24 protein-coding genes are annotated in these 23,876 nt (G+C 66.0%); 7 read left to right on the forward strand and 17 right to left on the reverse strand.

Annotated features, from left to right (window positions below; genetic code table 11):
* Positions 1–52: 52 nt before the first annotated feature.
* The 7 genes from OKA11_RS05120 to OKA11_RS05150 all read right to left on the reverse strand — a co-directional run bounded on the left by OKA11_RS05120 (position 53) and on the right by OKA11_RS05150 (position 7,508).
* Positions 53–1,069: a type II secretion system F family protein gene (locus OKA11_RS05120; protein WP_267219138.1), complete on the reverse strand. Its 1,017-nt coding sequence runs from the start codon at positions 1,067–1,069 to the stop codon at positions 53–55.
* 19 nt (positions 1,070–1,088) lie between these two features.
* The gene (locus tag OKA11_RS05125; RefSeq protein ID WP_267219139.1) at positions 1,089–2,060 is read right to left on the reverse strand and encodes a type II secretion system F family protein; all 972 of its coding nucleotides are present in this window, start codon (positions 2,058–2,060) and stop codon (positions 1,089–1,091) included.
* Positions 2,061–2,136: 76 nt separating this feature from the next.
* The gene (locus OKA11_RS05130) at positions 2,137–3,426 is read right to left on the reverse strand and encodes a P-loop NTPase family protein (protein WP_267219140.1); all 1,290 of its coding nucleotides are present in this window, start codon (positions 3,424–3,426) and stop codon (positions 2,137–2,139) included.
* Between the two features lie 4 nt (positions 3,427–3,430).
* Positions 3,431–4,072, reverse strand: coding sequence for a CpaD family pilus assembly protein (locus tag OKA11_RS05135; RefSeq protein WP_267219141.1), 642 nt, complete (start codon positions 4,070–4,072; stop codon positions 3,431–3,433).
* Between the two features lie 14 nt (positions 4,073–4,086).
* A complete protein-coding gene (locus tag OKA11_RS05140; protein WP_267219337.1) occupies positions 4,087–5,625 on the reverse strand; it encodes a type II and III secretion system protein family protein in 1,539 nt (512 codons plus the stop codon).
* Positions 5,626–5,699: 74 nt separating this feature from the next.
* Positions 5,700–6,725 (reverse strand): Flp pilus assembly protein CpaB, encoded by a 1,026-nt coding sequence (cpaB, locus tag OKA11_RS05145; protein ID WP_267219142.1) that lies wholly within the window; start codon positions 6,723–6,725, stop codon positions 5,700–5,702.
* A 69-nt stretch (positions 6,726–6,794) separates the two neighbouring features.
* Positions 6,795–7,508, reverse strand: coding sequence for an A24 family peptidase (locus OKA11_RS05150; RefSeq protein WP_267219143.1), 714 nt, complete (start codon positions 7,506–7,508; stop codon positions 6,795–6,797).
* A 129-nt stretch (positions 7,509–7,637) separates the two neighbouring features.
* Between OKA11_RS05150 and OKA11_RS05155 the strand changes: the two genes are divergently transcribed.
* The 3 genes from OKA11_RS05155 to OKA11_RS05165 all read left to right on the forward strand — a co-directional run bounded on the left by OKA11_RS05155 (position 7,638) and on the right by OKA11_RS05165 (position 9,950).
* Positions 7,638–8,594 carry an alpha/beta hydrolase gene (locus OKA11_RS05155; protein ID WP_267219338.1) on the forward strand — a complete coding sequence of 319 codons (957 nt, stop codon included), beginning with the start codon at positions 7,638–7,640 and terminating at the stop codon, positions 8,592–8,594.
* Positions 8,595–8,600: 6 nt separating this feature from the next.
* Positions 8,601–9,692, forward strand: coding sequence for an NAD(P)/FAD-dependent oxidoreductase (locus OKA11_RS05160; RefSeq protein ID WP_267219144.1), 1,092 nt, complete (start codon positions 8,601–8,603; stop codon positions 9,690–9,692).
* A gap of 75 nt (positions 9,693–9,767) precedes the next feature.
* Positions 9,768–9,950: a YegP family protein gene (locus OKA11_RS05165; protein ID WP_267219145.1), complete on the forward strand. Its 183-nt coding sequence runs from the start codon at positions 9,768–9,770 to the stop codon at positions 9,948–9,950.
* Here the strand turns inward: OKA11_RS05165 and OKA11_RS05170 are convergent, their stop codons facing one another.
* From OKA11_RS05170 to ispH, 4 genes are read right to left on the reverse strand one after another with little or no spacing between them, the layout of a single operon-like run.
* The gene (locus OKA11_RS05170) at positions 9,951–11,075 is read right to left on the reverse strand and encodes an FUSC family protein (protein WP_267219146.1); all 1,125 of its coding nucleotides are present in this window, start codon (positions 11,073–11,075) and stop codon (positions 9,951–9,953) included.
* A 4-nt stretch (positions 11,076–11,079) separates the two neighbouring features.
* Positions 11,080–11,520, reverse strand: coding sequence for a ribonuclease HI (gene rnhA, locus OKA11_RS05175; protein ID WP_142634793.1), 441 nt, complete (start codon positions 11,518–11,520; stop codon positions 11,080–11,082).
* Positions 11,517–12,506 (reverse strand): homoserine kinase, encoded by a 990-nt coding sequence (thrB, locus tag OKA11_RS05180; RefSeq protein WP_267219147.1) that lies wholly within the window; start codon positions 12,504–12,506, stop codon positions 11,517–11,519. The genes rnhA and thrB overlap by 4 nt, the downstream gene beginning before the upstream one ends.
* Positions 12,507–12,519: 13 nt before the next feature.
* Positions 12,520–13,494 carry a 4-hydroxy-3-methylbut-2-enyl diphosphate reductase gene (gene ispH, locus OKA11_RS05185; RefSeq protein ID WP_267219148.1) on the reverse strand — a complete coding sequence of 325 codons (975 nt, stop codon included), beginning with the start codon at positions 13,492–13,494 and terminating at the stop codon, positions 12,520–12,522.
* 68 nt (positions 13,495–13,562) lie between these two features.
* Between ispH and OKA11_RS05190 the strand changes: the two genes are divergently transcribed.
* On the forward strand, positions 13,563–14,237 hold the full coding sequence (locus tag OKA11_RS05190) for a hypothetical protein (protein ID WP_267219149.1): 675 nt from the start codon (positions 13,563–13,565) through the stop codon (positions 14,235–14,237).
* Positions 14,238–14,309: 72 nt separating this feature from the next.
* On the opposite strand, the gene OKA11_RS05195 is transcribed toward OKA11_RS05190, so the two are convergent.
* The 6 genes from OKA11_RS05195 to OKA11_RS05220 all read right to left on the reverse strand — a co-directional run bounded on the left by OKA11_RS05195 (position 14,310) and on the right by OKA11_RS05220 (position 18,058).
* Positions 14,310–15,092 carry a lysophospholipid acyltransferase family protein gene (locus OKA11_RS05195; protein ID WP_267219150.1) on the reverse strand — a complete coding sequence of 261 codons (783 nt, stop codon included), beginning with the start codon at positions 15,090–15,092 and terminating at the stop codon, positions 14,310–14,312.
* Entirely contained in the window at positions 15,089–15,526 is a 438-nt protein-coding gene (locus tag OKA11_RS05200) for a Fur family transcriptional regulator (protein ID WP_142634783.1), read from the reverse strand. Before OKA11_RS05200 ends, OKA11_RS05195 begins: the two co-directional genes overlap by 4 nt.
* Positions 15,527–15,681: 155 nt before the next feature.
* Positions 15,682–16,128, reverse strand: a complete 447-nt coding sequence (locus OKA11_RS05205) for a MucR family transcriptional regulator (protein ID WP_142634781.1) — start codon at positions 16,126–16,128, stop codon at positions 15,682–15,684.
* A gap of 181 nt (positions 16,129–16,309) precedes the next feature.
* Positions 16,310–16,789: a GNAT family N-acetyltransferase gene (locus OKA11_RS05210; protein ID WP_267219151.1), complete on the reverse strand. Its 480-nt coding sequence runs from the start codon at positions 16,787–16,789 to the stop codon at positions 16,310–16,312.
* Entirely contained in the window at positions 16,786–17,454 is a 669-nt protein-coding gene (gene tsaB / locus OKA11_RS05215) for a tRNA (adenosine(37)-N6)-threonylcarbamoyltransferase complex dimerization subunit type 1 TsaB (protein ID WP_267219152.1), read from the reverse strand. Before tsaB ends, OKA11_RS05210 begins: the two co-directional genes overlap by 4 nt.
* Before the next feature lie 25 nt (positions 17,455–17,479).
* Positions 17,480–18,058, reverse strand: a complete 579-nt coding sequence (locus OKA11_RS05220) for a NifU family protein (RefSeq protein WP_267219153.1) — start codon at positions 18,056–18,058, stop codon at positions 17,480–17,482.
* A gap of 211 nt (positions 18,059–18,269) precedes the next feature.
* Here OKA11_RS05220 and OKA11_RS05225 point away from each other — a divergent pair, with 211 nt between their 5' ends.
* From OKA11_RS05225 to OKA11_RS05235, 3 genes are all read left to right on the forward strand, one after another.
* A complete protein-coding gene (locus OKA11_RS05225; RefSeq protein ID WP_267219154.1) occupies positions 18,270–21,335 on the forward strand; it encodes a M16 family metallopeptidase in 3,066 nt (1,021 codons plus the stop codon).
* 100 nt (positions 21,336–21,435) lie between these two features.
* Positions 21,436–22,266: a ribonuclease E inhibitor RraB gene (locus OKA11_RS05230; protein ID WP_267219155.1), complete on the forward strand. Its 831-nt coding sequence runs from the start codon at positions 21,436–21,438 to the stop codon at positions 22,264–22,266.
* Between the two features lie 207 nt (positions 22,267–22,473).
* Complete coding sequence (locus OKA11_RS05235) at positions 22,474–23,847, forward strand: class II 3-deoxy-7-phosphoheptulonate synthase (RefSeq protein ID WP_267219156.1); 1,374 nt, start codon at positions 22,474–22,476, stop codon at positions 23,845–23,847.
* The last annotated feature ends 29 nt before the right edge of the window (positions 23,848–23,876 follow it).

A 23,876-nucleotide genomic window follows, 5' to 3' on the forward strand; every position in this document is an offset into this window, starting at 1 on the left:
CCTCCGCGACGGGTGCCGCGGAGGGGATTTCGATTCGGGCTGCCTGTCTCGGTTATTTCGGAGGATGCGGATCGCCGCCCGAGAAGGCGTCGGCGATCGAACAGGCCGCCGGGCCGAGAATGACGACGAACAGCGTGGGCAGGATGAACAGGATCAGCGGCACGGTCATGATGGCGGGCAGGCGTGCGGCCTTTTCCTCGGCCCGCATCATGCGTTCGTTGCGGAATTCGGCCGAGAGCACGCGCAGCGCCGAGGCCAGCGGGGTGCCGTAACGCTCGGTCTGGATCATCGTCGTGACCACGCCTTTCATGGCATCGAGATTGACGCGGTAGGCGAGGTTCTCGAATGCCTGGCGGCGTTCGGTCAGGAACGAGAGTTCGATCGAGGTCAGCGAGAACTCGTCGCCCAGTTCCGGATAGGCACGCCCCAGTTCGCGGGCGACGCGGTCGAAGGCGGCGTCGACGGTGAGGCCGGCCTCGGCGCAGATCACCAGCAGGTCGAGTGCGTCGGGCAGACCCTTGCGGATAAGGTCGGTGCGCTTGGTGATGAGGTTCTGCAGGAAGATGTCCGGGCCCTTGTAGCCTGCCAGCAGCATCGCTGCGAAGCCCATGAACTTCTTGAAGGCGCTCCATTCGGGGAAATAGTCGATGCCGTAAATCAGCAGCGCGGCGGTGCCGCCCAGCACGATCGGCGCGACCATGCGGGCGAAGACGACGGCGACGGCCCATTCCTTGTCGCGGATGCCGGCCTGCGCCAGCTTTTGCTGGATGACCTTGAGCTGGCTGTCCTGCAGCACGCGCATCGCGCCGAGCACGCTGCCGAGCTTGTCGGTCGTCTCGTTGCGGCGCACGACCGAGGCGCGTTTCTTGGCATTAGTGGTGATGATGCCGGTCTTGAGGGCTTCGCGGCGCTGGTTCAGCGCCTTGACGCGCTTGGCCATCGGATCGCGCACGGTGACGGCCGCGTAGATCGCGAGGATCACGGAGGCGGCAGCGACCAGCGAGAGCAGGGTACCGACAAAATAGACGTCGAAGCCCAGAAGCGTCGGACCGGCGGGTTGGTTGAGCATGGTGCCTGGTTCCTTCCGCTCAGATCTCGAAGCTGACCATCTTGGCCATGATGAAGGCGCCGATGCCCATCCAGATGCCGCCGCCGATGCCCGCGACCATCAGGCGTTCGTCGATGAAGAACTTTCCGATGTAGCCGGGGTTGATCCAGTAGATCATGCCGAAGACGATGAAGGGCAGCGAGCCGACGATGTAGGCAGAGGCCTTCGATTCCGAGCTCATGGCGCGGATCTTGAGTTTCATCTGCGAACGCTTGCGCAGCACGTCGCCCAGGTTGGCGAGCGTTTCGGCCAGGTTGCCGCCGGTCTCGCGCTGGATCGCGAGGGTGATGCAGAAGAAGTTGAATTCCGGAATTTCAAGACGATCGGCGGTGTTCTGGAGGGCTTCCTCCATGGTCTTGCCGATCTTCATGCGCTCGGTCACCAGCTTGAATTCCTCGCCGACCGGGCCGGGGATCTCCTGGGCGACGATGCCCAGCGTCTCGGTGACGGGAAGGCCAGAGCGCAGGCCGCGCACCAGCAGGTCGATGGCGTCGGCGAACTTGACGTTGAAGGCGTTCGTGCGGCGGCTGATCAGCTTGTTCAGCACGAAGTGCGGCAGCGCCGCGCCGGTGAACAGGCCGAAGGCAAGCGCGAAGGGCAGTACACCGGATTTCACGAAGACCAGTGCGGTCACGCCAAGGCCGATACCCAGCGAGGTGTAGAGATATTGCGGGATCGTCCAGCTCTGGCCCGAGCGATAGAGCCGCAGCGCGAGCGCATCGATGCGCGAACCCGAGCCGGCGACCTTGTGGGTGCGCGGCTTGCGAGCGGCGACGGCCTTGCGCATCTGCGCCTCGACCCGGTCGGTCGCGCTCTGCGAATGGCGGAAACGCACGCCCTTGAGCCGGCGCGTCTTCTCCTTGTCGGGCGAGGGACCGGCAAAGGCGGCCCAGAGCAGCCCGATCACGGCCGTGAGGCCGACTGCCAACATCAGGATGGGGATCAGATTCATTCCCGTCGCTCGCCTTCATCGGGGCCTTGCGGTGCCTGCCGGGCCGGTCCTGCGACGGGCCCGCCAGGCACTGCGATCAGGCCGCGGTTTCCTTCTTGGAGGCCTTGCTCATGATGCCCTTGAGATCGAACTTGCCGAGCAGCGAGGTCTTGCCGCCCTGGTCCTTGGCGGAACCGGACGGGCCTGCGCCTTCGCCGCCTTCCTCGATGATCATGCGCGAGAGTTCGCGGATGGCGCTGCCGGCGCGCGTCGAGCGATTGGCATCGACAAACGTCTGGCCGAGCTTGGCCGCCAGCGATGCCGCCTTGATGTCATAGGGAATGCTGACATGGATGCGGGTCTCGATCGAGGCCTCGAAATCGGTCTTGCTGATCTCGGCCACGCCCGACTGCATCTTGTTGGCGACGATGATGACGCGCGTGTGCGGGGCATTGGCCTTGAACCAGGAGAGCATGCGGATCGTGTCGCGGGCCGAGGCCAGCGTCAGTTCGGTGACCAGAACCACCACGTTCACTTCCGCGACCAGTTGCGGGAAGTTGATCAGCATGTTGCGCGGCAGGTCGACCACGGTCATCTCGAAGGCCTGGCGGAACTCCTCTTCCAGCTGGAGGAAGGCGGAGCCGTCGGTCATCAGCGGGGTGCTGATCGGCGCTTCGGCGGAGAGGATCGCGAGATTGTCGTTGGCGCGGATCATTGCGCGTTCGATGAACAGTCCGTCGATGCGGCTGGGGTTCTCGATCGCGTCGGTCAGGCCTCGGCCGGGTTCAAGATCGAGGGTCAGCGCGCCGGTGCCGAAATGGATGTCGAGATCGAGCAGGGCGGTCGGCAGCTTGTTGTCGGCGCTGAACAGCCAGGCCAGCGAGGTCGCCAGCGTCGAGGCGCCGACGCCGCCGCGGGTGCCGATCACCGCGGTCGAAATGTGCGACTTGGCGATGCCGCCGTCATGGTGGCGCGGCGCGGTGAACACGGCCTGGGCCTGTGCCAGCGTGTCGCGCACTTGTGCGGGCTGGAGGGGCTTGAGCAGGTAGTCGTGGATGCCGCTGGCGATGAGGTCGCGGTAGAGGCGCACGTCGTTGACCTGGCCCACCGCCACGACGACCGTGCCCGGCTCGCAGACTTCGGCGAGGGCATTGATGTCGTTGAGCGGGTCGCCGCTTTCCGACAGGTCGACCAGCAGGATGTTGGGCGATGCGGTGATGGCCAGCGACTGCACTGCATTGCGCAGGCCGCCCTTGTTGCACTTTTCGGGCTGCCAGCCCATTTCGATGGCGATCGGGCGCAGCACGTCGAGCGAGGCTTCGTCGCACAGGTAGGCGGCGAACTGGTCACGCCCGCTCGGGCCGCCGGATTTCCAGGGTGCGTTCACGAGATCAGTCTCCCTTGCTCGAAGTGGAGGGAAGCTGGCCGCCGCCCTTGCCGGACGGGTCGGCAGCGCGGTAGGCCTCGATGGCCTTGGCGCTGCGAACGCTTACGCCGGTGTCATTGGTGGCGCCGTGCAGCAGGTCTTCCGGGTTGGCGACCATGGCGGCAAGGTTCGAATTGGTCGCGCAGCCATAGTTGCTGGAGAGCCCGTTGGCAGGGTTGAAGTCGCTGTTCGAGGCCCAGTTGGGGCAACCGGGCACATAGGCCTTGCTGCGGACCAGAACGATGCGGGCCTTGCCCTGGGCGACATAGCCGTCGGTCGCCGGGGCGCCTTCGCTCAGCAGGAGGCCGAAGCGTGCGGCAACGGATTCGACTGCGCTGCGGGTCGCGGGATTGCCGCCGGGATCCTCGACATAGATGCGATCGCCGTACTTCACGGTCATGGCCTCGAACCAGCCGGCGAGGCGCGATTGTTCGCCATAGGCGAGACCGCCGCCATCGGTGCCGACGTCGAGTGCGTAGTTGACCTTCTCGACCACCGGCTGGTTGACCGAATTCATCGAACGGTTGGTGGGAACGCCGCCGCAACCGGCGAGCGCGAGGCCCAGGGAAAGCGCGGCGGTGCACAAGGCGATCTTGGACGTGTTCATCGGTATCACCTTTCTCACTTCAGGCTGAAGCCGGGCTTGGCACCGCTCGTCGCGGAGGCCTTCGAACTGCGGCTGTCGCTGGTGCGCGCATCGTTGCCGACCGCGGGTGCGGCCGGTGTGCCGCCCGAGGAGGGCGCCGAGGTTGCTGCGGGGCGCTTGTCGCCCGAGCTGCCGTCGCTGGCCATGTTGCCGAGCAGGCGTTGCAGGTCGTTGGGCGCATTGAACCCGTCGGTCGGCAGCTTGATGTCGGCGGCGTCGACCGGATTGACGAGGTAGGGCGTGACGACGATGACCAGTTCGGTTTCGCCGCGCTTGTAGCTGGTCGAGCGGAACAGCGAGCCGAGGATCGGCAGGTCGCCGGCGCCGGGCAGCTTCTGGATGGTGTTCTGAGAGTTGTTGCTGAGCAGGCCGGCGATCATGAAGCTCTGGCCGGAACCCAGTTCCACCGTGGTCTCGGTGCGGCGCACGGTGAGGGAGGGTACCTCGAAGCCGTTGAGAGTGACGGCGCCTTCGCTCGAGAGTTCCGAGACTTCGGGGCGTACCCGCATCGAGATATGGCCGTTGGCCAGGACCGTCGGCGCATAGCTGAGCGAGACACCGTACTTCTTGTACTCGATCGTGACGTTCGAGCTGTTGGTGCCCTGCACGATCGGAATCGGGTACTCGCCGCCGGCCAGGAACTCGGCGCTTTCGCCGGAAAGCGTGGTGAGGTTGGGCTGGGCGAGGGTGGTCACCAGGCCCACCGTCTCGCCGGCATCGAGCGCGCCGAGGATGTTGAGGCCGAACAGCTTGCCGGTGGCCGCAAGGGTGCTGCCGCTGGTGATCGGCGAAACGGCGCTGGCCGTGGTCGAGGTCGTCGTGCCCATGCCGAGCGAGGTGCCGTCGGGCCTATACTGGGTGTACCAGCCCGAGCGCCCTTGTCCGAGACCGAACTTGAAGCCGCCGGTGCCGTCGACGGTGGTGATGTTCGACTGCATCGACTTGACCAGCGTGCGGCTGACTTCGGCAATGCGCACCTGCAAGTTCACCTGAAGCGGGGTTGCCATGCGCAGGCGGCTGATGACGTTGCCGTCCTTGCCGACATAGGCCTGGACCAGGCGCTCGGCCTCGGCGGCATCTTCCGGGGTCTTGACGGTGCCGGTCAGCAGGAAGGTGCTGGACCCCACCGTCGAGACGGCGATCCTGGCGTCGGGCATCGCCAGGTGCAGCATCGCTCCGACGCTGTCGATGTTCGAGCCGACCCGGATCGTGGCGGACCAGACCACCGCGCCGGAGGCGTTGCTGGCATAGACCGTGGTGGTGCCGCCGGCCTTGCCGAACAGGTAGAACTGGTTACGCGACTTGACCTGCACGTCGGCCACCGCGTCGTTGGACACGAAGACGTCGGTCATCGTGCCGGGCACGTTGATGAGCTGGCCGTTGCCGATCGAGAGCGAGATGTCCTGGGCCGGGCGGACCACCGATTGCGCGGTGATCGGCGCGGCGACCGGGATGGCCAGCGGCGAAAGCACGCAGGCGGCACGCAGCAGGGATTTGAGAAGGCGCGTGTTCATCGTTTTGACCTTCGGCGGATGAATGCGGTTGGTGGCGACCTTGGCGCCGGTGGGCGCGATTGCAGCGGGGCGCATCAGTGGCTGCTTACCGGTTCGACGGAGACGTCCTTGCCGCGGGTGACGCGTACCACCGGACCGATCGGGACGACGCGTGCGACCGTGGCGGCCTGGGCGGGCGGTCCGGCGGCGACCACCGGCTGGGCCGGTGCGTTGCCCTGCATCGAGGGACGGCTGGAGCGCTGGAAGCGCGAGACATCGCCGCCGGTCACGTAAGTCGTGTTCCCTTCGATCGGCTGGGCCATCGCGGTGCGCATGATCTGTTCTTCCTGTGCCTTGGTCGCGCCTTCGGGGACCTTGACCTGGCCGGCGGCGAGGATGCGTTCGAACTCGCCCTGGTTGTCGGCGATCGAGCGCAGCGACAGGCTGATCGTGCCCAGCTCCTGCGCGACGGCGACCTTTTCGGCGATGCGGGGGCTGACTTCGAGTGTCACGGTGCTGACCGCCTTGACCACGGTCTTGCCGTCGACGACGTCCTGGTCGGTGGCCTGGTCGGTGGCGAGCACGCGCAAGTTGCGCAGGATGGTTTCCGAGGCGCGCAGCGGCGGGGTGCCGTCGTTGCCGGTCACTTCCTGCGTCAGAACGAGGTCGACGCGGTCGCCCGGGAACACGAAGCCACCGACGCCGGTCTTGGCGGAAACGGGGATCGTCACCGCACGCATGCCCGGCGCCAGCGCGGCGGCGAGGAAGCCGCGGTCGCCCGGTGCGACGAGGCCGCCCTGGGTGATCGGCTGGCCGGCGGTGATCGGGTAGCGGACAACGGTGCCCATCAGCTTCTGCATGTCGGCCTCGCCCTCGATGAAGTAGGCGTCCTTCACCAGTTCCTTGGGCCAGTCCTGATAGGAGACCGAATCGGCGGTGATGATCGTGCCCACCGGCAGGGCGCGCTGGGCGACGAGGACCTTGGGGCCCGTCGGCGCGACGGCGGTGGCGGCACCGGCCTGGGGCGCCGACGCGCCGCTGAACATCGACCTGGCGGCAATGGCGGTCCCGGCTGCGACGAGCAGCGCAATGACCAGCAGCACCAGCTTCTTCTTATCCATGGCTAGGAAGCCCCCTGAGTGTCCCCGATTAACTATGCGTACATTCGGGCAAATTGGTTAAAATCAGGTTCACCCCAACACGGGGGCGGCATGAAAGGCCGAAATCCCGGTGGCCGCAGCGACCCAGAGGCCCGCTGCGGCGATGGCAACGCCGTAGGGCACGCGCAGGCGCGATTTCTGGCGGCGCTTGATATGGAAGAACCCGAGTGCGAACAGCGCGAGCAGGCCCAGCAGCGTGCCGGCGGCAACGAGCGCGGGAGAGCGCGACGAGGACAGCAGCGAATCGACCAGTTCCGGTGAGATCAGCGGTCGCCCTGTCGCTAGCGCCCAGGCCATGGCCGCCGCCACAAAGGTCCAGCCTGCCGCGACCAGCCAGGCGCCGATGTCGCACAGGGCCTCGCCCGGGCGGCGTTCCATGTTGAAGGCAGCCATTGCCACCGAGGCGCCGCCGCCGACCACGGCCATCAGCACGATCAGCTGGAGAAAGGGAGCAGGCGCGAACCACAGCGCCAGCGCGGCGAGCAGCTTGACGTCGCCGCCGCCCATCTGGCGCAGCACGAACAGCACGCAGCAGATCGCGAAAGTCGCGAGGGCAAGGCCGATCTGAATGCCGATGCCGGTCCAGCCTAGGCCGATCGACAGCCACCACAGCGGCGCGGCCAGGGCGATGCCGGCATTGAGCCGGTTCGCGATCTCGCGGCGCTTGATGTCCGTCACGGCCGCCACGACCAGCGCGGTTGCCAATGCGGCCAGCAATGCGTACGAAAAATACGCCGATTGCATCTGTTAGTACCCCCCTTAACAAGGGAATGATCTAGCGGGCATCACTTACCAAATAGTAACCAGTACACTGAGGCTGGAATTCATCACGTGACCATCGAAATTTCCGAAATTTCCCATGCGTTCAATGTGATGGAGGGGGCTGGCCGGGGCCGCCGCGCCATACCGCCTGGTGTCGTCGAAAGCCGCTGGACGGGAAGCGACGGCAAAAGCCAGATCCGCCGGATCGACTGGCCGGTGCCGGCTGCGCCGCGCGGGTCGCTGCTGTTCCTGCCGGGGCGCGGCGATGCCTACGAGAAGTGGCTGGAGACGCTGGAACAGTGGCATGCGGAAGGCTGGGCAGTTACCTCGATTGACTGGCGCGGACAGGCGCTGAGCGGCCGGCTCGGGCGTGATGGCATGACCGGGCATGTCGACGATTTCGGCCTCTGGATCGACGATCTTGCCCTGTTTTGGAAGGACTGGGCGCAGGAACGGCCGGGGCCGCTGGTACTGGTCGGCCATTCGATGGGCGGGCATCTGGCCATGCGTGCGGTGGCGGAGCGGCGGGTTGCTCCCGAGGCGTTGGTGCTCTCCGCGCCGATGCTGGGCATCCATCCGGCTGCGATTCCCAGCTGGGTGCTGCATCCGGTCGCACGCGTGATCCGCGCTCTCGGCGATCCGCGCCGCCCGGCTTGGAAACATAACGAAAAGCCGCAGCTTGTCCCTCACGCCCGGATGAAGCTGCTTACCCACGACGAGGGGCGCTATGCCGACGAGGCGTGGTGGCGGCTGGAGCGTCCGGCCATGGCGATGGGCCCGGCCAGCTGGGGCTGGATCGAACGGGCGCTCGCCTCGATCCGCGGGCTGGAAGCGAAAGGGGTGCTCGAATCGGTCGAAGTGCCGGTGTTGCTGCTCGCGACGCGTCATGACGGCCTCGTGTCCTGGCCGGCGATTCGCCGGGCTGCGGCGCGCTTGCCGCAAGGCGAACTGGTTCACTGGGGCAGGGAATGCCGCCACGAGATCCTGCGCGAGGCCGATTCGATCCGCGATTCCGCGCTGGCGACGATCCGGGACTTCCTGAACCGGAATGCGCCCGCTAGGGGCTGAGGCCCTATGCAAACGAGGTTCGATATCATCGTGGTGGGTGCCGGCATGGCCGGTGCCTCGCTGGCTGCGCGATTAGGCGGCAAAGCCAGCGTGCTGGTGATCGAGGCGGAAGAGCACCCTGGTTATCACGCCACCGGCCGTTCTGCCGCGTTCTGGACCGAGAGCTACGGCGGCCCGCGGGTCCAGCCGCTTACCGCGGCATCCGGTGCGGAACTGCGGGCGCTGGGCGTGCTGGCGCCGCGATCCGCGCTGACGCTGGGCCGAACGGGTGAGCAGGCCGACGTTGAGCGATTCGCGCGGGTCTATGGCGATCTCGGGGTCGAGGTGCATGTGCTCGACCGTGCCGGGATCGCAGCGCGGGTGCCGGGCCTGCGGGGCGGCTGGGCATCGGGCGTGCTGGAGCCGAGCACCTGCGACATCGACGTGGCCACGCTGCATCAGCACTATCTCGCCGCAGCGCGCCGTGAGGGGGTTGAGATCCGCTGCCGTGCGGGCTTGCGACGGGCAACGCGCTCCGCGCAGGGCTGGTTGCTGGCGCTTGCTGACGGCACCGAGGTCACCTGCGACGTGCTGGCCAACGCGGCGGGCGCCTGGGCCGATCCGGTGGCGCGGCTGGCCGGTGCGCGTCCGCTGGGCATCGCGCCCTATCGCCGCACGGTGGCCCAGCTTGCGGTGGGCCGCCCGGTGCCCGGCGACCTGCCGCTGGTGCTCGATGTGGGCGAGACGTTCTACTTCAAGCCCGAGCATGGCCGCCTCTGGCTGAGCCCGCATGACGAGACGCCCAGTGTTGCTTGCGACGCCGCACCCGAGGAAATCGACGTGGCGCTGGCCATTGACCGCCTGGAGAACGTCGTCGACTGGCCGGTCGAGCGGGTCGAGCATCGCTGGGCGGGGCTGCGCTCGTTCGCGCCGGACCGGCTGCCGGTCTATGGTTTCGATCCCGCCGACCCGGCATTCTTCTGGTTCGCCGGGCAGGGCGGTTTCGGCATCCAGACCGCGCCGGCTGCCGCTGTGCTGGGAGCGGCCCTGCTGCTTGGCGAGAAGGGCGGCGACGTCGATCCCGCGCCCTATGTCCCGGATCGGTTCGTGACTGTTTGAACTCCCGCTTGCCTGCGCTCGATTACTGTTCAAGTATCTGCGCGGGGGGGACCGTTTCGCACAGGAGAACCGGAAATGGCGCATCGATTCGAGATCCGGAAGAACAAGGCCGGAGAGTTCGTCGCTTACTTCGTCTACAACGCCGAAACGATTTTCTGGACCGAGGGCTATTCGAGCAAGGCCTCGGCGAAGAATGCGATCGAATCGATCAAGAAGAACGGCCCGCCCGCCGAAGTCGTGGACACCACGACGGAATAGTTACTCCGACCCGCTGGCATCTTCCGCGCGTTCGGGCGGCTTTCGGCCCGGCGCGAGGAAGTGCCATACCAGCAGGACCGGCTCCAGCACCGCCATGCCGATCAGGATGCTGATCAGGCGCTGGATGGCCGGCAGGATATGCGCGTCGGCGTAGGAATCGGGGACCAGCACGACCAGCACCGTCAGCGTGAACTGCAGGCCGAGGTAGGTGATCTGCGGGAGCCCGTTCTCGATATGGCGACCGATGACGATACCCAGGCACGTTCCCGCGATCAGCACCGGGGTATTGCCTTGTGCGATCAGCAGCACGGTCAGCGCCAGCGCGCCGCCTGCAAGGCAGCCCATCGTGCGCAGAAACAGGCGGCGCGTGACCGGCGCGAAACCGCTGGCGCCGATGCCACCGATCGGCACGATCATCACCGCCATCACGGTGACGGCCGCCTGCGCCATTTCGGGCAGGTCGAACAGGGCATGCAGCAGCGGCAGCACGGAAATGGCGATACCCGCCTGCGCAGCGTGGCGTGCGGCGTTGGAGTGCCAGCCCATGCGTTCGGGCCGGGGGGCTTGCAGGTCGAGCCACTTGCGGCCCGCCAGAGTGGCCGTCGTCAGGCTGACGAGGACGCAGGCAATGGTGCCCGCGATCACTTCCAGCAGGCGGGTCTGGGCAAAATCGATGGTGTCGAGCGCGGGGTGCTCCAGCTTGTCGAGCAGCACCATCTCGAAGGTCAGGCCGAACAGCAGCCAGGCATAGGCCCGCCGCGCGGTGATCATGCCGTAGAGCCCGACGGCGCCGACGATCGCCGCGCTCGCCATCGCCAGCGGCAGTGAGTGGGCCGCCCAGGGCACGACCGCCAGCGCTAGCAACGAGCCGAGAGCCGTGCCGACGATGCGCAGCACGCCGCGCAGCATGGTTTCCGAAGCCCCGCTCTTGAGCAGGACAAACGCCGTGAAGGCCGCCCAGCCGACCATCTTCGCGCCGATCAGATGGGCGATGACGATCGAAAGCATGACCGAGGCGACGCAGGCCCACTCGTCCGCCATGCGCGGGCCGGGTGTGATCAGCGCGCGCGCTTCCTGCCTGAAGTTCTGGCGGAAGGTGCCGAGTGTCAGCAGCCGGCCGGGCAAGCCCTTAGGCCTTGGCGGCTGCGACCGCCGCGTCGCTCGCCAGCTTGTCCACGCGCTCGTTCTCGGCATGGCCGGAATGGCCGCGCACCCACTGCCAGTCCACCTTGTGGCGGCCGCTGGCCTCGATCAGGTCGTGCCAGAGGTCGGCATTGCGCACTGGCTGCTTGCTGGCGTTGACCCAGCCCTTTTTCTTCCAGCCGTGGACCCACTTGGTGATCCCGTCGATCACGTACTTGCTGTCGGTATGGAGCGTGACCTCGCAAGGTTCGGTGAGCGCATTGAGCGCCTTGATGACGGCGGTCATCTCCATGCGGTTGTTGGTGGTGTCAGGCTCGCCGCCCGCCATTTCCTTTTCGTGCACGCCCATGCGCAGCAGCACGCCCCAGCCGCCGGGGCCGGGATTGCCCTTGCAGGCGCCATCGGTGAAGACGTCGACCTTCTTCATGCGCCGAAGATACCGTGATTGGCCGGATCGGCATAGAATTCGAGGCGGCGGGCAAAAGCCATCGGGTCCTTGGGGGTGACAAGCGCGTCTTCGGGCGTGTTCAGCCAGTCGTAGGCGCGGGTGGACAGGAAACGCACGGCAGCGCCGCGGGCCAGCACCGGCAGGGCGGCGCGTTCTGCGGCGGAGAGCGGGCGGACGCTCTCGTACCCTTCGATCAGGGCATTCGAGAGAGCGGCGTCGAAGCGTGTGCCGTCATTGGAGAAGCACCACGCCGAATGGGTGACCGCCACATCGTAAGCCAGCATGTCGGTGCAGGCGAAATAGAAGTCGATCAGGCCGGTAACGGTGTCGCCCAGCATCAGCACGTTATCGGTGAACAGGTCGGCATGGATCACGCCGCGCGGCAGGTCGGACGGCCACTGGCTGGCGAGGGTGGGGAGTTCCCGTTCCACCAGTGCGGCAAGACCGGTGTCGATCGAGGCAAGTCCCTCGTGTCCGCAATCGCCCAGAAGCTGCTGCCATGCAGGCAGGTCCAGCGAATTGGCGCGCTCCATCGGAAAGTCCGCCGACGCCAGATGGATCTGTGCCAGTGCCGCGCCCACGGCACGAGCCTGCCCCACGGTGGGTTCCGACACGGAGACGCCCGGCAGATACTCGATCAGCGCCAGCGCCTTCTGGCCTTCCGGCGTATCGATCAGGCGGTGGCTGGCGCCGTCACGGTCATGCATGGTGCGTGGCACCGGGCAACCGCGCGCCGCCAGATGGTCCAGCAGATCGAGGAAGAACGGCAATTCCGTAATGTCGGTGCGGCTTTCGTAGACCGTCAGGATGAACCGGCGCGAAGCCTCCGCTTGCTGGGTTTCGATCAGCCAGTTGCTGTTGGACACGCCCTCGGCGATGCCCTTGGCGGAAATCAGGGCGCCGACGTCGAAAGCCTCGACGATCGCCGCCATCTCTTCGGCGCCGAGCCGGGTATAGACTGCCATGTGCGAAAGATCCTCAGCGCGCCAGTTGGCGCGGCAGCTTGAACGTGATGGTCTCTTGCGCGGTGACGACCTGCTCGGCCGTGACATCGCGCAGTTCGCCGATACGGGCGATCACTTCGTTGACCAGTTCCTCGGGCGCGGAAGCCCCGGCAGTGAGGCCGACGCTGGTCAGGCCGTCGAACCAGGCAGGTTCGATCTCCGAGGCACGCTGGATCATCCGGCCGACCGAACCCGAACGCTCCGCCACTTCGACGAGACGCAGCGAGTTCGAGCTCTTGGGTGAGCCGATCACCAGCACCAGTTCGCACTTTGGCGCGATCTGCTTGACGGCGGCCTGGCGGTTGGAGGTCGCGTAGCAGATGTCTTCCTGCTTGGGCGCGACGACCTGCGGGAAGCGCGCCTCGATGGCGGCGATGATCGCCTGGGTATCGTCGACCGAGAGCGTGGTCTGCGAGAGATAGGCGAGTTCGCGGTCCTCGGGCACGGCGATGGTGGCGACGTCTTCCACCGTTTCGATCAGCGTCATGTTGCCTTCGGGCACTTGTCCGAATGTGCCGATCACCTCGGGATGGCCGGCATGGCCGATGAACAGGATGTGGCGCCCGTCGGCGATCTGGCGCTCGGCCTGGCGGTGGACCTTGCTGACCAGCGGGCAGGTGGCATCCAGCCACTCGAGGCCGCGCGCCGAGGCTTTGGCAGGCACCGACTTGGGTACTCCATGCGCGGAAAAGATCACCGGCACGCCGTCCGGAACCTGGTCCACGCTTTCGACGAACACCGCGCCCTTGGCCTTCAGATTGTCGACCACGTACTTGTTGTGGACGATCTCGTGGCGCACGTAGACCGGTGCGCCGTAGATCTCGAGCGCACGCTCGACGATGTCGATGGCGCGGTCGACCCCGGCGCAGAAGCCGCGCGGGGCGGCGATCAGGAGGCGCAAGGGCGCATTCGTGGCGAGCGTCTTCTCGGACGGAAAGGGCGCGTTCATGAATGGGCCTCTAGCGCTTTGCCGCGCGCGCCGCTAGGGCAAGCGCACGCCACTCGAGGGATGTACCGATGAATGCACGCCGCCTGACTGCTACCGTCCTCTGCTCCGCCGCCGCGGTGACCGCTCTGAGCGGTTGTGCAAAGAAGGGCGATATCGTGGTCGATTCGGGGGTCGGCATCACGTCCGTGCGCACCGCATGCCCGGCCGTGGGCATCCCCGACTATACCGGGGACATGACCCTGTTCCGCGCGCCGAATGACAAGACCTCGACCAACATCGACATGGTCGCGGCAATGACGAACGTGCGCAGCGAATGCAGCGATCGTGGCGGCGCACAGGCGACCGACAAGGTCACCGCTACCGTGAGCTTCGACGTCCTGGCTCGTCGCAACGACAAGCAGGGCGCCCGTCAGGTGACGCTGCCGATCTTCGTGAGCGTGCTGCAGGGCGGTTCGGCGGTCGTTTCGAAGCGCGTCGGCCAGGTGCAGATCACCTTTGCCGACGGTCAGGACCGGGCGCAGGCCCACGGCACCGGCACGGCCTATATCGATCGTGCTGCCGCGACGCTGCCCGCCGAAATTCGTGAGCGCATCACCCGTCCGCGCAAGGCCGGCGATCAGGATGCCGCCGTCGATCCGCTGGCGCAGCCTGACGTCAAGGCCGCGGTTGCCCGCGCCAGCTTCGAGGTGCTGGTCGGGTTCCAGCTGACCGACGATCAGCTGGCCTACAACGCGACGCGCTGATCGGCGCTCGCCCGCTACCAACAAGAATGGCCCGGAAAGTCGCTTTCCGGGCCATTCTTGTTGGTAGCGGGCTTATCCAGCGCGCGAGCGTGTCATGACCTGCTCGATCGCCTCGCGCGCATGGCGGGCGATCGCCTTGCGATCGGTGCGTTGTTCGGCGGGCAAGGGCGGCAGGCAATGCACTGTGAGACGGATCGGGCGCCAACGCGCCAGCAGGCGCAGCGCGTTGCCGAGGCCCGGCTCGGCGCCGACCCAGGCAATGTCGGCCACCTGAGGGCCGTAATCGAGCCAGATCGGCTGGATGGCGAGGGCGTCGCAATCGGCATCCACGGCGGAAAGCAGCGAGGACTTGAACGGCAGCAGTCGGCTGCCGTCGCTGGTGGTGCCTTCAGGGAAGATCGCCAGGCGGCCGGTATCCGCGATGGCGCGGCGGACCTGCTCGATCTGGGCGGCGACCGAGCGGCGGTCGTGGCGGGCGACAAAGACGGTGTCGTTCAGTTCGCAAAGCCAGCGCAGCGGGTCGATCCCGGCCAGGCCGTCGTGGGCGACAAAGGCAGTGCCGGTCGCGCCGGCCAGCGCCGGGATGTCGAGCCAGGAAACATGGTTGGCAAGCAGGACGCCGCGCCGGGCGGGGGGAGAGCCGACAAGGCGCGTGCGCAGCCCGCAGATCATGCCCACCGCGCGCAGGAATCGGCGTGGAACCGGATTGGCGCGGGTGAACGGTGCCAGCAGGTAATAGGCGCCAAGGCAGGCAAGCAGCGTGGCGAGCAGGGCCGCGAGGCGCAATGCGATGATCGGCCAGCCCCGCAGCGGAATGCGGCGCTTCGCGGAGGAAGTCGCCGCAGCCGTATTCACTTGCGGGTTTCGCCGTCCTCGCGCTCGATCCTTACGCCGAACAGCTCCATGCGGTGGTCGACGAGGCGGAAGCCGAGGCGTTCGGCAACCTGGCGCTGGAGCGCTTCGAGTTCGGGGTCGACGAATTCGATGACGGCGCCGCTCTCGACGTCGATCATGTGGTCGTGATGGGCTTCGGGGGCGGCTTCGTAGCGGGCGCGGCCATCACCGAAATCGTGACGGTCGAGGATGCCGGCCTCTTCGAAGAGGCGCACGGTACGGTAGACCGTGGCGATCGAGATGCCCGGGTCGAGCGCTGCAGCGCGCTGGTGCAGTTTCTCCACATCGGGGTGGTCCGTGCTTTCGGACAGGACCTTGGCGATCACCCGACGCTGTTCGGTGATACGCAGGCCGCGTTCGGCGCAGAGGGCTTCGATGTCGATTGGTTGATGCACGTTTGACCTGTATCAATGAAAAGAGGCGCACCGGCTATGTAGGCTGGTGCGCCTCCAATCTCAACCTTTGTGGGCCAAGGCAGGCCTGTCTTTCCGCAGCTTCGACCCGAGCTTGTGTGGATCGGGGCCGGGTTGCGGCGACATCCGCGCCTCTATCAGGCGGCGGCCGACTTGGGCTTGCGGCCGCGGCGCGCGTTGGGCTTGCGGCCGAGGCCGATCTTCTTGGCCAGCTCGCGACGCTTTTCGGCGTAGTTCGGGGCGACCATCGGGTAGTCTGCGGGCAGGTTCCAGCGCACGCGGTATTCTTCCGGGGTCATGTTGTAGTGGGTCATGAGGTGGCGCTTGAGCATCTTCAGCTTCTTGCCGTCCTCAAGGCAGACGATGTAGTCGGGCTTGACCGAGGCGCGCACCGAAACGGCGGGCTCAGGCTTTTCTTCCTCGACGACGGTGGTGGTGCCGAGACCGGCAAGCGCGCCATAGACGTTGGTGATCAGCGAGGGGAGATCCTCGACGCTGACGCTGTTGTTGCTGACGTGGGCGGCGACGATGTCCGAAGTGAGCGTGATCAACGTCTCGTTGGCATCAACCTGGATGGTGTCCATTTTCTTACGACCTCGATTTATTTTTGCGACTTTACCGAGCGGAATCGACGTGCGCTTCTCTTCCGCGATTTCGGCCTTGGACCAATCTGGTCTGCAATTCAAGATTATTCACAAGTTGCGACTAAAGTTCCAGTTATCGCTTGTTAATCGAGGGGCAATAAAGGTCGATTTGTACGGGTAATTACAAGTTCGACAAATTTCCATCACAGATGTCGCAAGCGAAAGTCAGGGCGTCGATGCGCTCTCCATTTTGCGTTCGGTAGTAGTCCTTGCGCTCGCCGATGGAATAGAAGCCGAAATCGCAATACAGGGATTGCGCAGGGTTGCCGCGCCGCATTTCGAGAAGCAGGCGTCTGGCGCCGCGCCGGGCTGCGGCAAGACGCAGCGCGTCGAGAATGGCGCGGCCCAGTCCAAGGCGCCGAAACTGCGGCTTCACGCCCAGCAGCAGCAGTTCCTCTTCTTCGTAGCCGGTGCGCGAAAGCGAAAAGCCGGCCGCTTCCTCGTCGCCGGTCACCGGCGTGCCGGCCGGTGAGATCAGGTAATAGTGGCAATTGCCAAGGAGGAGGGCGTCGTCGACCTGTCGGCGGTTCCAGGCCTCGCCCCAGTTGGGGTCGAAGGCCGTTTCCATCACCGACATGATGCGGTCGAGGTCGTCGATCATCGTTGGGCGGCGCCTTTCGGGTCGGTTGCGGCAGCCGCGACCATCGGCTTGGCGTCGGGCGCGCGGCCATAGAGCGGCTGGATGTCGGTGGTGAAGGTGGAGGGGGGCAGCAATGTCACGCGGCGAGCATCAGGCCAGATTTCCAGCGCCTCGCCGAATTGGCGTGCGGCAACCAGCGCCTTGGCCTGGGTTCCCGCGACGAGTTCCTCGGCGCTGGCTGCGGCGGCTTCGGCGGGGCGCAGCGAGGCCAGCGGACGGATGATCGTGCCGTCCGTGTCGTAGCCCTCGATGAACCATTCGCCGTGGCCGCCGGTCATCGCCACGGCCACCGGCCGGGTGCCGCTTTCGGCGCGGGCGATCGCGGCAACGAGATCGAGCGTGGGGTAGCCCACCACGTCGGCGCCCCAGGCCAGGGCCAGTCCGCGCGCGGCCGCCAGGCCTACGCGTACGCCGGTGAAACTGCCTGGTCCAAGCGCCACGGCGATGCGACCGGCACGGCCGCGACCGGGAAGGGCCGCGATCATCGGCACCAGCGCTTCGGCATGGCCTCGCCCGAGCAGGCGATGGTCGCCCGCGAGCAATTCGCCATTTTCGAACAGCGCGACCGAACAGGCTTCGGTGGCGCTGTCGATCACCAGCATGCGGTTATCGTGGGATGAGGTCATGGGTCGTGAAGTCGCCTGCTTGCGGTCAGGCCGCGCGCACTTCGGTGACTTCGGGGACATAGTGCTTCAGCAGGCTCTCGATGCCGTGCTTGAGCGTGGCGCTCGACGAGGGGCAGCCCGAACAGGCGCCTTGCATGGCAAGGTAGACCACGCCGTCACGGTAGCCGCGATAGACGATGTCGCCGCCGTCATTGGCCACGGCCGGGCGTACGCGGGTTTCGATCAGGTCCTTGATCTGGTCGACGATGTCGGCATCGGCGGGATCGTCGCCATAGTCTTCCTCCTCCTCGGGCGGGACCGAGAAGCCGCTGGCGCTGCCGCCGGCAAAGAGCGGGGCCTGCGAAACGAAATGGTCGAGCAGGACCGAGACGACCTGCGGCTTGAGATCGCTCCACTCGACACCGGGGGCGGCGGTGACCGAAACGAAGTGTTCGCCGAAGAACACGCCGGTCACGTCGCCGAGGTCGAACAGGGCCTGTGCCAGCGGCGAGGCCTCTGCTGCTTCGGGCGAGGTGAATTCGCGCGTGCCCGCAGGCATGACCTGCCGGCCGGGCAGGAACTTGAGCGTGGCGGGGTTCGGCGTGGTTTCGGTTTCGATGTACATGGTTCTCGCGATGTAGGGGGCGTGCGCGCGGGGTCAAGTGCGGGAAGGGTGGTCGCCGCCTCGATCACCTGAAAGTCGCGGCGCAATGGATGCGTCGACTGTTGCATTATATGGGCAGTTCGAATGGCTTGGCTGCGGAACTTGGGAAGCCCTCAAGAAACTCCCAGCTATTCACTGGCCCTTAAGGAAGGGCGACCCTATACCCCTTGCGATGACGACCAAATCGCGCGCCGCCCGCTCGCTCGCCGCCCTGCTGCTCCTGGCACCGCTCCCGCAGCCCTTCCTGGCATCGGCTTCGGCCGAATCCAAGGCCGATGCGGTCAAGGACGACGCGGCGCCGGGAAGCGCGCAGCCTGCACGCAAGGCGTCGGAAGGTGACGGAAAGCAGCGTTCCCGCAAGGGGGCATCGCAATCCGCGCAGCAGCGTATTCCGGTGGTAGTCAAGCAGAACGGCGAGGACGAGCCGCTGGTCGGCGACGCCGATCCCTGGCTCTACCGGGGCAGCGACATTCCCCATGACAAGGAATGGCACTTCGGCGAGCTGTCGAATGGCCTCAAGTATGCCGTTCGCCGCAACGGGGTGCCGCCGGGCCAGGTCTCGATCCGCATCCGCGTCGATGCGGGTTCGCTCTACGAAACCGATCCTGAGCGTGGCTACGCGCATCTGCTCGAACACATGCTGTTCCGCGAATCGAAGTACATTCCCGAGGGCACCGCAATCGCCGCCTTCCAACGCCTCGGCGCGACCTTCGGCAGCGATACCAATGCGGTGACCTCGACCACGCAGACCGTGTTCAAGCTCGACCTGCCCAATGCCACGCCGACCTCGCTGGACGAGACGTTCAAGCTGATGAGCGGCATGGTCACCGCGCCGGCGCTCTCGGCCTCGAACCTCAAGCAGGACCTGCCGATCGTGCTGGCCGAAATGCGCGAGCGTGGGGGAGCTGCCAAGCGGGTGCAGCAGGCGATGCAGCAGGTGATCTACGCCGGCCAGCCGCTGTCGCAGCGCGAGCCGATCGGCACTGTCGAGACGCTGACCGCCGCCACGCCCGACACCGTGCGCGCGTTCTATTCGCGCTGGTACCGGCCCGACAACGTCGCGGTGATCGTGGCCGGTGATGCCGATCCGGCGACGCTGGAAAGCTATGTGAAGAAGTGGTTCGCCGGCTGGAAGGCGGCGGGAGCGCTGGCAAAGGCGCCGAGCTTCGGTGATCCTGCCGCGCCTGCGGGTGCCGATCCCGCCAACCCGGTGGGCGAGACGCGCGTGCTGGTCGAGCCGGACCTGCCGCCCTCGCTGCTCTATGCCACGCTGCGTCCCTGGCGGCAGGTGACCGACAACATCGCCTACAACCAGGGGCTGATGGTCGACGCGATCGCGCAGGCCGTGATCAACCGCCGCCTCGAGACCAAGGCGCGTGCGGGCGGCAGCTATCTCTCCGCTTCGGTCAACCAGGAGGACGTCTCGCGTTCTGCGGACGCCACGTTCGTGTCGATTACACCGCTGGGCGATGACTGGAAGGCCGCGCTGCACGATGTGCGCGCGGTGATCGCCGATGCCATCGAGAATCCGCCGACGCAGGAGGAGATCGACCGCGAAGTGGCCGAACTCGACGTCGGATTCCAGGTCCCGGTCGAGCAGCGCCGCATCCTGCCCGGCTCCAAGCTGGCAGACGACCTGGTCAATGCGCTCGACATCCGCGAGACGGTGGCGGGACCGGAGGACGTGCTGCGCATCTTCCGCGAATCGAAGCCGATGTTCACGCCCGCCAAGGTGCTGGAGCATAGCCGTCAGCTCTTCAGCGGCACGGTCACCCGTGCGCTGTTCAGCACCCAGAAGGCCGGCGGCGTCACCGACGAGGCGCTGCGCCAGGCGCTGATGGCGCCGATCACGCCCGATGCCTCGACCCGTTCGGCGAGCAATGCGCCGCAAGTCTCGTTCGATACTTTGCCTGCCATCGGCAAGCCGCAGAAAGCGGTGTCCGACCAGCCCACGGGCTTGCTGGACATCGAGCAACTCAACTTTGCCAATGGCGTCAAGGTCCTGCTCTGGCCAGTGCAGGAAGAGCCCGGCCGCGTCACCGTGAAGGTGCGTTTCGGCGGCGGCACCCGCGCGATGGCGGCCAAGGATGCACCCTATCTCGGCCTTGCGAATTATGCGCTGGTGGGCTCCGGTCTGGCGACGCTGGGGCAGGAGGATCTCGACCGGATCTCCACCGGTCGCAAGATGGGCTTCGACTTCGACGTGCAGGACGCCTCGTTCGTCTTCACGGCGGAAACCCGCCCGCAGGATCTGGCTGACCAGCTCTATCTCTTTGCCGCCAAGCTCGACCTGCCGCGCTGGGATCCCAGTCCCTTCCTGCGCGCCAAGGCGGCGGCCAAGATCCAGTACGATACCTTCGCCACTTCGCCGCAGGGCGTGCTCAACCGCGACTTGACGTTCTATCAGCGCGGCAAGGATCCCCGTTTCGGCACGGCGACCCCCGCACAGATCGAGGCGACGACGGCCAAGGGCTTCAAGGCGGTATGGGGCAAGGCGCTGGCGAGCGGTCCGGTCGAAGTGCAGATCTATGGCGACTTCGACAAGACGGCCGCCATCGCCGCGCTGGAGAAGACCTTCGGCGCGCTCAAGCCGCGCGTGCCGGCACCGATCGCCAAGGTTGCCGAAGTTACGGTGCCCAAGCCGTCCGACGTGCCGGTGGTGCTGCACCACCACGGCGATCCCGATCAGGCGGCGGCGGTGATCTCGTGGCCGACCGGCGGCGGCGCCATGGGCATTCGCGAATCGCGCCAGCTCGAGGTGCTGACCCAGCTCTTCACCAACCGCCTGCTCGATGCCATGCGCGAGAAACTGGGCGTGGCCTATTCGCCTTACGTCTTTTCGCAGTGGCCGGTGGACATGACCACCGGCGGCTCGATCACGGCGGTGGCGCAGCTCGACCCCAAGTCGGTCACGGTGTTCTTCCAGACCGCCGACGAGATCGCCGAGAACCTGATCGCCAATCCGCCGACGGCCGAGGAACTGTCGCTGGTGACCGAACCGCTGCGCCAGCAGGTGACGCGCGCCGCATCGAGCACTTCGTTCTTCATGAGCCAGCTCGAGGGGGCGACCTACGACCCCTCGCGCATCGGCACGATCGGCACGATCCTCAACGACTACACGCTGGTGACGCCGCAGCAGATGCAGCAACTGGCCTCGCGCTATCTCGGCAAGGAAAAGTCCTGGCGGCTTGAGGTGATGCCGGAAGGCAAAAGCTCCGGCACGGTGGCCAAGCGCTGAACGCGTGGCCGTCTGTCAGCAGGGGACGGCGCCAATTTGAATAGCCGCCCGCCATCGGTGGGCGGCTATTGTTATATTTTTTATTTGGGCGGGGGCTCGCATGTTCAGGAAGGTTGTATCCCTGTTGGTGGGAGCCTTGGCAGTGCCGCAGGCTGCGCAGGCCGAGGCCGAGAATGCCGGTACGGGCGCCGGCACGGGCGAGGCATGGGTTATCTATGAACGGACGGGGGTAAATGGCCTCCCGTTGGTTGTCTTGGCGCGTACAGGCGATGCAGAGGGTGAGAAACTGCTGCGCGAAGGGCTGGTCACCGCGGTAAGCTGTCGTGCCGACGCCGGCAACATGAACGACAATGGCATGCCGCGAGGCACGGATAGCCTCTATGCGTTGGAAGACCGACTGGCTGGTGAGCGCGCGCTGCTAGACGCAGGCGGGGTGCATGTCGCCAGTGTGACTGGTGACGGCCAGCGTCGCGCCTTCTACGCGCACCGTGCGCCCATCGACTTGGACGCCATTGTTCTCGGCATGCCCGTTCCAGGCTTTTCTTGCGACGTTTCTGCGGTGGCGGACCGCCAATCGCTGATTGCGCTGATCACGCCGACGGCATTGGAGCGTCAACTGAATGGCGATCAATCCGTCATCGCCAGTTTGCAGCAACAGGGCGACGATGGGCATGTACCGCGCAAGACCGATTTCTGGTTCTACGGAGACAAGCAGGGCATTGCCTCTCTCGCGGCCTATCTGAAGCCCAAGGGTTTCATTGTCGACCATGCCTTGAAGGACCCGGCAGGCGTGGTGTTGTCCCGGAACATGGCCGTCGATCTGGCTGAGTTCCGGTCTATCACGCCAAGCCTCGTCGAAGCGGCAGATCGCGCCGGGGTCGAGTACGATGGATGGGAAACGCTTGTGGTCAGACCCGCCTCAACACCCTGAAAACTCCATCACAGACTTTCAGTTTGCAACAATCTTTCCCATCGCCCCGATGCTGTGGCGCAATCGATCACGCTGATCGGCTAAAGCGGCTTTGCAAAAATTGCTTGGAGCGGCTATGGGGCGCCCCTTGTTTGCGGTTCTTGCCGGTTTGGCCCTGTGCATGTGGCGCGGGGAGTGAAGGCGAAGGAACAGCCAGGAGTACATGACGTGGCTAGCAATTGGACCCCGGAAAGCTGGAAGGCTAAGGAAGCCCGCCACCTTCCGGTTTATGGCGATGCGGAGAAGCTGGGCGAGGTCGAGGCCACGCTTGCGAAGTTTCCGCCGCTGGTCTTTGCGGGCGAGGCGCGTGCTCTGAAGGCGGATCTCGCCGAAGTCGCCGCCGGTCGCGGTTTCCTGCTTCAGGGCGGGGACTGCGCGGAAAGCTTCGCCGAATTCAGCGCCGACAACATCCGCGATTCCTTCCGCGTGCTGCTGCAGATGGCGGTCGTGCTGACCTTCGCCAGCAAGCAGCCGGTGGTGAAGCTGGGTCGCATGGCGGGACAGTTCGCCAAGCCGCGCTCGGCCCCGACCGAGATGGTGAATGGCGTCGAGATGCCCAGCTACTTCGGCGACATCATCAACGGCATCGAAGGCAACGCCGAAGCGCGCCGCAACGATCCGGAACGCATGCTGCGCGCCTACACCCAGTCCTCGGCCACGCTGAACCTGCTGCGCGCTTTCGCGCATGGCGGCTATGCGAACCTGCGCCAGGTCCACCAGTGGACGATGGAACACATCGGCCGCAGCCCCTGGGGCGAGAAGTTCGCGCAGATGGCCGACCGCATCGGCGAGGCGCTGGATTTCATGGCCGCCTGCGGCGTGGACCCGACCTCGGTTCCGCAGCTTCAGGGCACCGACTTCTACACCAGCCATGAAGCGCTGCTGCTCCCCTATGAGCAGGCGCTGACCCGCCGCGATTCGCTGACCGGCGACTGGTACGACTGTTCGGCCCACATGCTGTGGATCGGTGACCGTACCCGCTTCGAGGGTTCGGCCCACGTCGAGTATCTGCGCGGCGTCGGCAACCCGATCGGCATGAAGTGCGGTCCCAGCCTTGAGCCCGATGCGCTGCTGCGCATGCTCGACACGCTGAACCCGGGCCGCGAACCGGGCCGCATGACGCTGATCAGCCGCTACGGCCATGACAAGGTCGAAGCAGGGCTGCCCAAGCTGGTGCGTGCGGTGAAGGCCGAAGGTCATCCGGTGGTGTGGTCGTGCGACCCGATGCATGGCAATGTCATCAAGACCGACACCGGCTTCAAGACCCGTCCCTACGAGCGTATCCTCGCCGAAGTACGTGGTTTCTTTGCCGTTCACCGCGCCGAGGGTACCCATGCCGGCGGCATCCACATCGAGATGACCGGTCAGGACGTCACCGAATGCACCGGCGGCGCCATCGCCATTACCGACGAGGCGCTGAAGGATCGCTACCACACCCACTGCGATCCGCGTCTCAACGGTGCGCAGTCGATCGAACTCGCGTTCGAACTGGCGGATCTGCTCAATCTCGAAGCGACCGAGCGACACAAGCAGGCGGCCTGATCCGCCGCTTGCGTCCGGTAAAAAATGCA

It is taken from the genome of Novosphingobium clariflavum (genome assembly GCF_026420865.1).
GTDB classification, from domain to species: Bacteria; Pseudomonadota; Alphaproteobacteria; order Sphingomonadales; family Sphingomonadaceae; genus Novosphingobium; species Novosphingobium clariflavum.

Excerpts from the sequence above, each read along its gene's own strand:
- OKA11_RS05120 (WP_267219138.1), bottom strand. The coding sequence starts at position 1,069 with ATGCTCAACCAACCCGCCGGTCCGACGCTTCTGGGCTTCGACGTCTAT.
- OKA11_RS05125 (WP_267219139.1), bottom strand. The coding sequence starts at position 2,060 with ATGAATCTGATCCCCATCCTGATGTTGGCAGTCGGCCTCACGGCCGTG.
- OKA11_RS05135 (WP_267219141.1), bottom strand. The coding sequence starts at position 4,072 with ATGAACACGTCCAAGATCGCCTTGTGCACCGCCGCGCTTTCCCTGGGC.
- OKA11_RS05140 (WP_267219337.1), bottom strand. The coding sequence starts at position 5,625 with ATGAACACGCGCCTTCTCAAATCCCTGCTGCGTGCCGCCTGCGTGCTT.
- cpaB (WP_267219142.1), bottom strand. The coding sequence starts at position 6,725 with ATGGATAAGAAGAAGCTGGTGCTGCTGGTCATTGCGCTGCTCGTCGCA.
- OKA11_RS05150 (WP_267219143.1), bottom strand. The coding sequence starts at position 7,508 with ATGCAATCGGCGTATTTTTCGTACGCATTGCTGGCCGCATTGGCAACC.
- OKA11_RS05155 (WP_267219338.1), top strand. The coding sequence starts at position 7,638 with ATGGAGGGGGCTGGCCGGGGCCGCCGCGCCATACCGCCTGGTGTCGTC.
- OKA11_RS05160 (WP_267219144.1), top strand. The coding sequence starts at position 8,601 with ATGCAAACGAGGTTCGATATCATCGTGGTGGGTGCCGGCATGGCCGGT.
- OKA11_RS05165 (WP_267219145.1), top strand. The coding sequence starts at position 9,768 with ATGGCGCATCGATTCGAGATCCGGAAGAACAAGGCCGGAGAGTTCGTC.
- rnhA (WP_142634793.1), bottom strand. The coding sequence starts at position 11,520 with ATGAAGAAGGTCGACGTCTTCACCGATGGCGCCTGCAAGGGCAATCCC.
- thrB (WP_267219147.1), bottom strand. The coding sequence starts at position 12,506 with ATGGCAGTCTATACCCGGCTCGGCGCCGAAGAGATGGCGGCGATCGTC.
- ispH (WP_267219148.1), bottom strand. The coding sequence starts at position 13,494 with ATGAACGCGCCCTTTCCGTCCGAGAAGACGCTCGCCACGAATGCGCCC.
- OKA11_RS05190 (WP_267219149.1), top strand. The coding sequence starts at position 13,563 with ATGAATGCACGCCGCCTGACTGCTACCGTCCTCTGCTCCGCCGCCGCG.
- OKA11_RS05205 (WP_142634781.1), bottom strand. The coding sequence starts at position 16,128 with ATGGACACCATCCAGGTTGATGCCAACGAGACGTTGATCACGCTCACT.
- OKA11_RS05210 (WP_267219151.1), bottom strand. The coding sequence starts at position 16,789 with ATGATCGACGACCTCGACCGCATCATGTCGGTGATGGAAACGGCCTTC.
- tsaB (WP_267219152.1), bottom strand. The coding sequence starts at position 17,454 with ATGACCTCATCCCACGATAACCGCATGCTGGTGATCGACAGCGCCACC.
- OKA11_RS05220 (WP_267219153.1), bottom strand. The coding sequence starts at position 18,058 with ATGTACATCGAAACCGAAACCACGCCGAACCCCGCCACGCTCAAGTTC.
- OKA11_RS05225 (WP_267219154.1), top strand. The coding sequence starts at position 18,270 with ATGACGACCAAATCGCGCGCCGCCCGCTCGCTCGCCGCCCTGCTGCTC.
- OKA11_RS05230 (WP_267219155.1), top strand. The coding sequence starts at position 21,436 with ATGTTCAGGAAGGTTGTATCCCTGTTGGTGGGAGCCTTGGCAGTGCCG.